The sequence below is a fragment of the Pseudomonas kairouanensis genome, from assembly GCF_004682055.1.
GTDB classification, from domain to species: Bacteria; Pseudomonadota; Gammaproteobacteria; order Pseudomonadales; family Pseudomonadaceae; genus Aquipseudomonas; species Aquipseudomonas kairouanensis.
Genome location: NZ_QUZU01000084.1, coordinates 1 through 10,581, shown reverse-complemented (window position 1 = coordinate 10,581; position 10,581 = coordinate 1). Strand labels below are relative to the sequence as shown.

Sequence of the window (10,581 nt, the reverse complement as noted above, 5' to 3'; positions counted from 1 at the left end):
CTCGCGAAGACGTCGGCACAAGCGCCTCAGATCTTTCCGACAAGCCTTTCAGGTTGTCCCTCGGAACTCGCCTCACTAGTCTTCCCGGGTCGCTATCCATATGGCGACCGGGACTGCAAGCCTGAAATTCTCACCAGGAGCCTATTCCGAATGGAGTTTTACGATGATCAGCAACAACTTACGATCTGATTCCAACATTTCTGACGCTAAGTCCCAGCCGGTAGATGATCAGCCCACAGACCAACTCTTCACCGTCCGCCCCAGTCTCGACAGCGAAACCCTCCTCGCCAATGCCGCCCAGGACATTGCCTCAGTACAGGCGCTGATGGGCCATTTGGCCTTTGAAATCGATGGCGCTCAGCGAGATATCGCGCTGGGAGCTCACCGGATGCTTGAAGGCATCCAATTGATGGTGGATCGGGTGTTGGATTTGAATGAGGTGCCTGAATTCAAATCATCCGCCACCAGTTAAAACCAATCGGGAGCAAGCCCCCTCCCACATTTGACTGCATTCCAAAGTTGAAACTCGATCAAAAGTGGGAGGGGGCTTGCTCCCGATGAGGTCTAGGCAGGCGATGAAGATCTAGGCCCCAGCCCCAATCTGCCGCCCACTGACCAACCGCTCCAACACCTCACCCAACCCCGAAGCCTTGTCACCAATCAGCAAGTGCCAAACCCCGCTGTCGAGTTGGATGACACCCTGACAGCCAAGCGCCACAAGCTGATCTTCGGATAACACCGAGTCATCCCCCAACTCCACTCGCAACCGGGTGATCGCCACCGCTTCCAACTGCCGCACATTGGCCCGGCCACCCAGCGCATTCAGCCATTTCTCGGCTTCCTGCACATTCACCGCAACCGGCTTATCCACAGGCGTAACTGCGACCGGCGCGCTGTCAACAAACGAAGGCATCGCCAGCCGAATCTCATCAGCAATGCTATCGGCCATCGGCCCGACCACCACCTGCAAACTGCCGCCATTGCCCGGCCGCACCACGGCCATGGCGCCGAGTGCTTTCAAGTCTGCATCCACGGCTTTATTGCGATCCACCATGTCCAGGCGCAGGCGCGTCGTGCAAGCCCCCACGCTCAACAGGTTTGAAGCCCCACCCAACGCCCGGATATACGCACTGGCGCGCTGGTTATCGGTCATCACCTCGGCCTGCACCACTTGAATATCTTCACGCCCAGGCGTCTTCAGGTTGAAGCGACGGATGCAGAAGCTGAACACGCTGTAATAGATCGCCGCGTACGCCAGCCCAACCGGGAACACCAGCCACCCATTGGTAGATTTGCCCCAGCCGAGCACCATGTCGATAAACCCACCGGAGAAGGTAAACCCGAGGTGGATATCCAGCAGGTTGGTCACGGCCATCGACAGGCCGGTGAGCAAGGCATGCAGCAGATAGAGGAACGGCGCGAGAAACATAAACGCGAATTCAATCGGCTCTGTCACCCCGGTCAAAAATGAGGTGAGCGCCATGGACAGGAAAATCCCGCCCATCACCTTGCGCCGTTCCGGCAGTGCATTGCGGTACATCGCCAAGCACGCCGCAGGCAGGCCGAACAGCATCACCGGAAACATGCCGGTCATGAACTGGCCGCCTTTGGGGTCGCCTGCGAAGTAGCGGGTGAGGTCGCCGGTCACCACCGCGCCCGTCGCCGGATCGGTAAAGCTGCCAAACACAAACCACGCCATATTGTTGAGGATATGGTGCAGGCCGGTGACGATCAGCAGGCGGTTGAACACGCCGAAGACGAAGGCCCCCAGGCTGCCGCTCTCCATCAGCAACACGCCAAAACTGTTGATGCCATGCTGGATCGGCGGCCAGATCAAACCAAAGATCACCCCCAGCCCCACCGCCGAGAACCCGGTGACAATCGGCACAAACCGCCGCCCGCCAAAGAACGCCAGGTACTCCGGCAACTTGATGTCCTTGAAGCGGTTATACAGCGCGCCCGCCATCAAGCCACTGGCGATCCCGGCGAGCATGCCCATGTTGATGGTGCTGTCCATGACCTTGAGGGTGGAGATCATCACCAGGTACCCAATCGCCCCGGCCAGGCCCGCCGTGCCATTGTTGTCGCGGGCAAAACCCACGGCGATGCCGATGGCGAAGATCAGCGCCAGGTTGGCGAAGATCGCCTGCCCGGCGTCGTGCATCACGGCGATGTTCAACAGGTCAGTATCGCCCAGGCGCAGCAACAGGCCGGCGATGGGCAAGATCGCAATCGGCAACATCAGCGCACGGCCCAGGCGTTGCAGGCCTTCGATAAAGTGTTGGTACATGGCGAGTCTCCTTTTTTCTTGTTGTTGTCAGCTCAACGGCCAGTGGTGTTGACAGGCTTGGCGCACGGCCTTGGCGCTGCTCAGGTCGAGCAGGCCAAGGCCTTGTTGCCGGCATTGCGCAGCATCCAGGTGGCGGATGCGGTCCTTGATTTCACCGATCTGCGGCGGGCTCACCGACAGTTCGCTGACCCCCAGGCCAACGAGTACCGGGGTGGCCAACGGGTCGGAAGCGAGGGCGCCACACACGCCTACCCAACGACCCTGCTTGGCCGCGCCGGCGCAGGTCTGGGCGATCAGGCGCAGCAGTGCCGGGTGCAGCGCATCGACCCGAGCGGCGAGGCCGGCGTGGTCGCGGTCCATGGCCAGGGTGTACTGGGACAGGTCATTGGTGCCGATCGACAAAAAGTCTGCATGCTTGGCCAATTGCTCGGCCATCAGCGCGGCAGCGGGCACTTCGATCATCACGCCCAGTTCCGGGCGCTGGGTCAGCTCAAGTTCTACGCACAGCTCATCCAGGCGCTGGCGGATCTGCAGCAGTTCGTCGACCTCGCTCACCATTGGCAAGAGGATCCGGCAACGCTCCATTGGGCACACTTGCAGCAGCGCCCGCAGTTGCTGGTCGAGCAATTCAGGCCGCAGCTGAGCCATACGAATGCCGCGCAGGCCCAGCACCGGGTTGGCTTCGACGGGCAGCGGCAGGTAATCGAGTTGCTTGTCACCGCCCACATCAATGGTGCGGATGATCACCGACCTGTCGCCCATGGCGTCCAGCACGGCTTGATAGGCCTGGCGTTGCTCCTGTTCATCCGGCGCGGTGCGACGGTCGACGAAGAGGAATTCGGTGCGTAGCAGGCCAACGCCGTCGGCGCCATTCTCGAACGCAACCAGGGCTTCGGCACTGGAGGCAACGTTGGCGGCCACCTCGATCGTCACGCCGTCACGGGTGCTGGCCGGCAGTTGAGCCAGGGTCTGTTGCTGTTGGCGCCGCAGTTTCTGGGCGTCACGAATCTGGTGCACCTGTGCGTGACGCGCCTCGCTGGGGGCCAGTTCCAGGCGGCCATTGGCGGCATCCAGCACCACCCGTTGGCCTTGGGGCACGTCGAGTAATTCTGCGCCCAGCGCTACAACGCAAGGCAGCCCTTTGCCACGGGCCAGGATTGCCACATGGGACGTGGCGCCACCTTCGGCCATGCAGATGCCCGCGGCCTGTTGGGCGTCCAGTTGCAGCAGGTCAGAAGGCGTCAGTTCGTGGGCGCTGACAATGGCGCCCGCCGGCAATTCGAAGTGCCAGGCTTCGCCCAGCAGTGCCCGCAATACGCGTTGTTGCAGGTCGCGCAGGTCATTGGAACGCTCGGCAAACAAGGGTTTGCCCAGGGCCAGCAGCACCGCGCATTGGACCTGGATTGCATCGCGCCAGGCATGGGTGGCGGCGCTGCCCTGTTCGATGGCGCGGGTGGCGGCGTCCAGGAGGGCCGGGTCTTCCAGCAGGGCGAGGTGGGCGGCGAAGATGTCTGCTTCGTCGGTGTTCTTGCGCTGGCGGGCATGGGCCAGGGTGCTGCGGATTTCGCTGCGCACCTGTTCCAGGGCGGTATCCAGCTGTTGCAGTTGCTCGTCGGCAAGGTGATTGCCGGTATCGGCCGGTAGCTCGATGCCGCTTAAACGGAACAGGGGGCCGCACACCAGGCCGGGCGCCGCACACACGCCTTGCAGCACGCCCACTTCGGTATTGGCGGGGTGTGGGGTAGCAACGGCAGGGGCGTGGTGTTCTTCTTTAATGGCGACGGACAAGACGGCGACCAACGCCTGCAAGGCAGCCTCGGCGTCCTTGCCACGACAGCTCACGCGTACCTCGTCACCTTCACCGATGCCCAGCCCCATCAAACCGATCAGGCTGTCGCACGACGCGCTTTTGTCGCCATAGTGCAAGTGCGTCTGGCTGCTGAAGTCCTGGGCAGTCTTGCGAATCAGTGCCGCCGGGCGCGCATGCAGCCCGCCGCGATGGGTGATGCGCACACTGGCGCTGTACTCGGCGACCGAGTTATCCACAGAGGCCTGGGCCGACGCCGCCGAACGTGCCACGACCTGTAGCAACGGCTCGCCCACCTTGACGGTTTTTCCGGCAACGGGTCGTAGCTCAAAGCGCTCGCCATTCGTGAGAATAATCAGGCTGACCAGGCTGCGGCACTGCCGTGCAATCCGGTCCAGATCAAACTGCACCAGGGCCTGCCCCTTGCTCACTCGGGCGCCGTCTTTTACCAGCAAGGCAAAGCCTTCGCCATTGAGCTCCACCGTGTCGATGCCCACATGCATCAACACTTCGGCGCCGTTCTCGGCGCGGATCGTCAGGGCGTGCCCGGTACGGGCGACATGGATAATCACTCCATCGCAAGGCGCATGCAGGCAATCGTTCAGCGGGTCGATGGCAATGCCGTCGCCCAGGGTGCCGCTGGCGAATACTTCATCGGGAACGCTGCCCAGGGCCAGCACCGGCCCGCTTAACGGGGCGCTGAGGATCAATTCATTATTGTTGTAGGACATGGGCACGGTACTCATCAGGAAAACGTCACTCAGTGAGTGCGGGTCACTTTACTCAGGTGGCGCGGCTGGTCCGGGTTCATGCCTCGGGCCACCGCCAAACCTGCCGCCATCACGTAGAAGCTCTGGATCGCCAGGATCGGGTCCAGGCTTGGGTGTTCGGCGCGGCACAAGGTGAGGTCGCGTTCGGCGATATCATCCGGCGCGGCCAGCAAGACGCGGGCGCCGCGCTGGCGCATGTCGGCGGCCAGGCTCAGCAGGCCGGCCTGCTCGGCGCCGCGAGGGGCGAAGATCAGCAGCGGGTAGTTGTCGCCGATCAGGGCCATGGGGCCGTGGCGCACTTCGGCGCTGCTGAAGGCTTCAGCCTGGATCGCCGAGGTTTCCTTGAGCTTGAGCGCCGCTTCCTGGGCAATGGCAAACCCGGCGCCACGGCCGATTACCATCAATTGCTGGCAGTCGCGCAGGGCTTCAATCGCCGGGCGCCAGTCCTGCCTGGCGGCGGCGCGCAAGTCATCGGGCAAGGCCTGGCAGGCTTGCAGCAGTTCGGCCTCCTGGTTCCAGTGGCCGATCAGCAGCGCGCTGGCGCTGAGGGTGGCGATAAAACTCTTGGTCGCGGCCACGCTCAGTTCCGGCCCGGCGCACAGTGGCACATGGAATTCGCAGGCGGCCTCCAGTGGCGAGTCTTCGGCATTGACCAACGAGATGCTCAAGGCGCCGCGTTTGCGCAGCAGGCGCAGGCTGTTGACCAGGTCCGGGCTTTGGCCCGATTGGGAGAAACCAAACGCCACTTGGCCGCTGACCTTCATCGGTGCCTGCAACAAGGTCACCACCGACATCGGCAGCGACGCCACCGGGATACCCACATGCTGCATCGCCAAGTAGGCAAAATAGCTGGCGGCATGGTCCGAGCTGCCCCGCGCGATGGTCATCGCCACTTGCGGCGGCTGGCGGCGCAAGCGACCGGCGATTTCGTCCAGCAACGGGTCCAGGCGTTGCAGTTGGGCGGCGACGGCGTCGCAGGAGGCCAGGGCCTCTTCAAGCATTTTTGAAGTCAATGGTGTCTCCTTCGACCATTACGTCGGTGAGTGTGAGGGAGCGGTCCAGGCGCACGCAGTCGGCAAAGCTGCCAGGTTGCAGGCGACCGCGTTCTTCCAGGCCCAGGTAGTCCGCCGGAAATTGCGACAGGCGTTGTGAGGCTTCGCTGATGGGCAGGCCGATTTTCACCAGGTTGCGCAGCGCCTGGTCCATGGTCAGGGTGCTGCCGGCCAGGGTGCCGTCGGCCAGGCGCACGCCCCCCAGGCATTTGGTCACGGTGTGGCTGCCCAGCTTGTATTCGCCATCGGGCATGCCGGCGGCGGCGGTGGAATCGGTGACGCAGTACAGGCATGGGATGGAGCGCAGGGCCACGCGGATGGCGCCGGGGTGAACGTGGAGCAAATCCGGGATCAGCTCGGCGTACTGGGCATGGGCCAACGCCGCGCCGACGATGCCCGGCTCGCGGTGATGCAGCGGGCTCATGGCGTTGTACAAATGGGTGAAGCTGGTGGCCCCGGCGGCGAGGGCGGCGACGCCTTCTTCATAGCTGCCCAGGGTGTGGCCGATCTGCATGCGCACGCCGCGTTCGCTCAATGCCCGGATCAGTGCATCGTGGCCGGCGATTTCCGGGGCAATGGTGATGACGCGGATCGGCGCCAGGCGTAGGTAGGCTTCCACTTCGGCCATCAACGCGGTGTGAGCGAAGTTGGGTTGGGCGCCGAGTTTTCCGGGATTGATGTAGGGCCCTTCCAGGTGTACGCCGAGCACACGGGCGCAGCCTGTAGGACGTTGCTCGCAAAAAGTGCCCAGTTGGCCGAGCACGCTGGAGATCTCGTCCACCGGTGCCGTCATGGTGGTGGCGAGCAGCGAGGTGGTGCCAAAGCGCACATGGGTGCGGGTAATGGTTTCGAAGGCGCCGGCGCCTTCCATGATGTCCTTGCCGCCACCGCCGTGTACGTGCAGGTCGATAAAGCCCGGTAGCAGGTAGGGCAAATCGTTTTGCGCCGGGTCGCAGGGCGTGCCTTCGACGGCAATCACCTTGCCGTGTGCGTGCAGCAGGCGGCCGCGAATCCAGCCGCGGGGCGTGAGGATATTGTCTTCGGACATGGCAGTTCTCTAATAATCGTAGCGGCGCAGTTCTGCGACAAAGTCGTAGTAGTCGTTGCGGCAGTAGGTGTCGGTGATTTCAATCGGCGTGTTGTCGGCGGTGTAGCCCACGCGGGTCATCAACAGCATGGCGGTGCCGGGGGGGATGCCGACCAGCTTGGCGAACTCGTCCGAGGCATTGATTGCCTGGATATGTTGCAGGGCGCGCACGATGGGCTTGCCGATGCCTTCAAGGTATTCGTACAGCGAATTGCCGATGGCCTGGGGTTGGGGCAGCAAGGAGGCAGGCAGGGTGGTCATTTCGATGGCCATCACCGTGTCATCGGCCTTACGCAAGCGCTTCAGGCGCGCCACTTTGTCGGTGGGCGACAGGCCCAGGCGGATCAGTTCTTCATGGGTGGGCGGGGCGATGTCGCGTTCCAGCCACTGGGAACTGGGCACAAAGCCCTTGAGCCGCAGCATTTCGCTAAACCCCGACAGGCGTGAAAGCGGCTGCTCCAGGCGCGGCGTGATAAAGGTGCCGGAACCTTGGCTGCGACGGATCAGGCCCTGGGCCAGCAACACTTCCAGCGCTTTGCGGGCGGTGACGCGCGAGAGGCTCAACTGCTCGCTGAGGACACGCTCCGAGGGCAGCGCCTGTTCGGATTTCCACTGGCCGGCGTGGATCGCCGCTTCCAGGTTGCGCGCCAGTTGCAGGTACAGGGGCGTGGATTGTTTGTCGTCGGGGCGCAGGGCCAGGATGGGGTTCATCTGTGGGGTGTCCGATGCGGTTATTGGAGTGTTGTCGCCCGGTAGTGGCCGGAAATTAATACCACTTAAATACCATGTCAATGCAGCCAAAACGGTGCAGTCGGCTGTTTGCTAGCCCTGCAATGGGGCTTGGTATCAAGTGGTATTAGAGAGGTCTATATCGCGCGCAGAACGGCGCAGCCCGCAGGGTGAACTGGTATTCACCGGCGGGCAGGGGCGGGGAGCGGAATTTTTTTTGAATTAATTTACCAACGGTAGGGCATTACGGCCGAATCTCGATCAGCGTGCCGTCTTTGACCAGGTTCCAGACTTCGCGCATATCCACATTGCGCATGCCGATGCAGCCATCGGTCCAATCCAGGGTGTGGAACCACTGCTCAGGGTAATCCTCGGTGTCGGGGGTACCGTGGATCATGATCATGCTGCCGGGTTTCACCCCTTCACGGCGGGCGCGTGCGGCGTCGCTGATATTGGGGTAGGAAATGTGCATGGCCAGGTTGAAGCGGTCGCTGGTCTTGCGCCAGTCGATCCAGTAAAGGCCTTCGGGGGTGCGGCGGTCACCTTCGATCAGCTTGTGGCCCTTGGGGTTCTTGCCCAGGGAAATGCGGTAGGTCTTGAGCGGCTTGCCGTCGTTGATCAACTGCAATTGGTGGGCGGACTTGAGCACCAGGATTTTCTCGACGGTTTTACCGCCGAGGGTTTCCACTGTGGAGGCTGATGACAACGTAGCGAACGACAGGCAGATAAGGGCGAGCAACAGACGCATTAAAACGGTTTCCTGCCTGGAGTGTTATTTGGGCGATGGCATCATCGGCGGCACCGCTTCGCTGCGTACCGGGAATACCTGGTGGCGACGGTCAGCGAAAAAGCATTCTAAGGTACGCCCCACGGTGCGGAAAGCCAGCTCGGACCAAGGGATGTCGGCTTCGTCGAATAGCTGTACTTCAAGGCTTTCGGGGCCGGCGGCGAAGTCCAGGTCGGACAGTTCGGCGCGGTAGAAGATATGCACCTGGTTGATGTGCGGCACGTCGATCAGGGTGTAGATGTTCAGGTCGTGCACACGGGCGCAGGCTTCTTCGAGGGTTTCGCGGGCGGCGGCCTGTTCGACGGTCTCACCGTTCTCCATGAAACCTGCGGGCAGGGTCCAGTAACCCAGGCGCGGTTCAATGGCGCGGCGGCACAGCAGCACTTTGTCGCCCCATACTGGCAAGGTGCCGGCGACGATGTTGGGGTTCTGGTAGTGGATGGTCGAGCAGTGGTCACACACAAAACGCAGGCGGCCGTCGCCTTCGGGGATGCGTTGGGTAACCGGTTTGCCGCACTGGCTGCAGAAATTCATGCTGGGGTTCCTGGAAAGTGCGTCTATCTTGGCTTGGCGGGCAGGGCCCTGCAAGTTGTCGTTTAGCGACACAGGCCGGGTTTTGGGGTTGGGCGCCCGCACGCTTTGGTGCATGATGCAAGGTAGCCAACAGACCGAGATGACTCATGCTGGACGAGCTACTTCGCCGGGTAAGCAATCACACTCCCCACACCCTGGAAACGGACGGGCGTTTTCCCGAGGCTGCGGTGCTGGTGCCCATTACCCGCAGTGACGAACCTGAGCTGATCCTGACCCTGCGCGCCAGCGGCCTGTCGACCCATGGGGGTGAAGTGGCCTTTCCCGGCGGGCGCCGTGACCCCGAAGACCCGGACCTGGTCTTTACCGCGCTGCGTGAGGCCGAAGAAGAAATTGGCCTGCCTCCTGGCCTGGTGGAGGTTATCGGCCCACTGAGCCCGCTGATCTCCCTGCATGGCATCCGGGTTACGCCCTACGTGGGTGTGGTCCCCGACTACGTGGAATACCTGGCCAACGATGCCGAGATTGCCGCTGTTTTCAGCGTGCCCTTGGACTTTTTCCGACAGGACCCGCGCGAACACACCCACAGGATCGATTACCAGGGCCGCAGTTGGTATGTGCCCAGTTACCGGTTTGGTGAATACAAGATCTGGGGGCTGACAGCGATCATGATCGTCGAGTTGATCAACCTGCTCTATGACGATGCCAAGATCAGCCTGCACCAGCCACCCAAAAGCTTCATCAACATTTAAGCCATCGTTTGAATGGCGAGCCGTGAGGAAACACCATGAAATACCGCCTGGGCGACGCCCGCGTCGAGACTCACCCGAACAGCTGGGTGGCCCCCAATGCCACCCTGGTGGGCAAGGTCAAGCTGGAGGAGGGCGCCAACGTCTGGTTCAACGCGGTATTGCGTGGCGACAACGAACTGATCCTGATCGGCAAGAACAGCAACGTGCAGGATGGCAGCGTGATGCACACCGACATGGGCTACCCGCTGACCCTGGGCACCGGCGTGACCATCGGCCATAACGCCATGCTGCATGGCTGCACCGTCGACGACTACAGCCTGATCGGCATCAACGCAGTGATCCTCAACGGCGCCAAGATCGGCAAGCACTGCATCATCGGCGCCAACTCGCTGATCGGCGAGGGCAAGGAAATTCCCGATGGTTCGCTGGTGATGGGCTCGCCCGGCAAAGTGGTGCGGGAGTTGACCGAGGCACAGAAGAAAATGCTTGAAGCCAGCGCTGCGCACTATGTGCATAACTCGCAGCGCTATGGGCGTGACCTGGCCGAGCAGGAAGAATGAACCCGATTGAACGCCCTGTTGCCTCGCCGTGCGTGAGTATTTGCGCGCTGGATGATGACGATGTCTGCACGGGTTGCCAGCGTACGGTGGATGAGATTACACGTTGGAGCCGTATGGACAATACCGAACGCCGGGTGGTGTTGGGGTTGTGTCATGAGCGGGCGGTGGCGGGTGGGTTGGTGTTTATGGTTTCGGGGAAATCTGGCGCCTGATAGA

Annotated in this window: 11 protein-coding genes; 4 read left to right on the top strand and 7 right to left on the bottom strand. The window is 62.1% G+C overall.

Translation table 11 applies throughout. The features are described 5' to 3' along the window. Nucleotides 1-163: 163 nt before the first annotated feature. Nucleotides 164-472 (top strand): DUF6124 family protein, encoded by a 309-nt coding sequence (locus tag DYL59_RS30895; protein ID WP_135292576.1) that lies wholly within the window; start codon nucleotides 164-166, stop codon nucleotides 470-472. A 111-nt stretch (nucleotides 473-583) separates the two neighbouring features. Here DYL59_RS30895 and nagE read toward each other — a convergent pair whose 3' ends face one another. The 7 genes from nagE to DYL59_RS30860 all read right to left on the bottom strand — a co-directional run bounded on the left by nagE (nucleotide 584) and on the right by DYL59_RS30860 (nucleotide 9,056). Continuing rightward, on the bottom strand, nucleotides 584-2,290 hold the full coding sequence (nagE, locus tag DYL59_RS30890; RefSeq protein WP_135292575.1) for an N-acetylglucosamine-specific PTS transporter subunit IIBC: 1,707 nt from the start codon (nucleotides 2,288-2,290) through the stop codon (nucleotides 584-586). A gap of 27 nt (nucleotides 2,291-2,317) precedes the next feature. Beyond that, nucleotides 2,318-4,828, bottom strand: a complete 2,511-nt coding sequence (gene ptsP, locus DYL59_RS30885) for a phosphoenolpyruvate--protein phosphotransferase (RefSeq protein ID WP_135292574.1) — start codon at nucleotides 4,826-4,828, stop codon at nucleotides 2,318-2,320. A gap of 29 nt (nucleotides 4,829-4,857) precedes the next feature. Continuing rightward, nucleotides 4,858-5,880: an SIS domain-containing protein gene (locus tag DYL59_RS30880; RefSeq protein WP_135292573.1), complete on the bottom strand. Its 1,023-nt coding sequence runs from the start codon at nucleotides 5,878-5,880 to the stop codon at nucleotides 4,858-4,860. Continuing rightward, nucleotides 5,861-6,967 carry an N-acetylglucosamine-6-phosphate deacetylase gene (nagA, locus tag DYL59_RS30875; RefSeq protein WP_135292572.1) on the bottom strand — a complete coding sequence of 369 codons (1,107 nt, stop codon included), beginning with the start codon at nucleotides 6,965-6,967 and terminating at the stop codon, nucleotides 5,861-5,863. The genes DYL59_RS30880 and nagA overlap by 20 nt, the downstream gene beginning before the upstream one ends. A gap of 9 nt (nucleotides 6,968-6,976) precedes the next feature. Then, nucleotides 6,977-7,717, bottom strand: coding sequence for a GntR family transcriptional regulator (locus DYL59_RS30870; RefSeq protein ID WP_135292571.1), 741 nt, complete (start codon nucleotides 7,715-7,717; stop codon nucleotides 6,977-6,979). A 262-nt stretch (nucleotides 7,718-7,979) separates the two neighbouring features. Further along, entirely contained in the window at nucleotides 7,980-8,483 is a 504-nt protein-coding gene (locus DYL59_RS30865; protein WP_135292570.1) for a L,D-transpeptidase family protein, read from the bottom strand. A 24-nt stretch (nucleotides 8,484-8,507) separates the two neighbouring features. Next, a complete protein-coding gene (locus DYL59_RS30860) occupies nucleotides 8,508-9,056 on the bottom strand; it encodes an NUDIX hydrolase (protein WP_135292569.1) in 549 nt (182 codons plus the stop codon). A 146-nt stretch (nucleotides 9,057-9,202) separates the two neighbouring features. On the opposite strand from DYL59_RS30860, the gene DYL59_RS30855 reads away from it, so the two are divergent. The 3 genes from DYL59_RS30855 to DYL59_RS30845 are packed head-to-tail and all read left to right on the top strand — an operon-like array spanning nucleotide 9,203 to nucleotide 10,577. After that, nucleotides 9,203-9,805, top strand: a complete 603-nt coding sequence (locus tag DYL59_RS30855; RefSeq protein ID WP_135292568.1) for a CoA pyrophosphatase — start codon at nucleotides 9,203-9,205, stop codon at nucleotides 9,803-9,805. A 35-nt stretch (nucleotides 9,806-9,840) separates the two neighbouring features. Further along, on the top strand, nucleotides 9,841-10,365 hold the full coding sequence (locus tag DYL59_RS30850; protein ID WP_135292567.1) for a gamma carbonic anhydrase family protein: 525 nt from the start codon (nucleotides 9,841-9,843) through the stop codon (nucleotides 10,363-10,365). Continuing rightward, on the top strand, nucleotides 10,362-10,577 hold the full coding sequence (locus DYL59_RS30845) for a DUF1289 domain-containing protein (RefSeq protein ID WP_135292566.1): 216 nt from the start codon (nucleotides 10,362-10,364) through the stop codon (nucleotides 10,575-10,577). The genes DYL59_RS30850 and DYL59_RS30845 overlap by 4 nt, the downstream gene beginning before the upstream one ends. Nucleotides 10,578-10,581 lie beyond the last annotated feature (4 nt).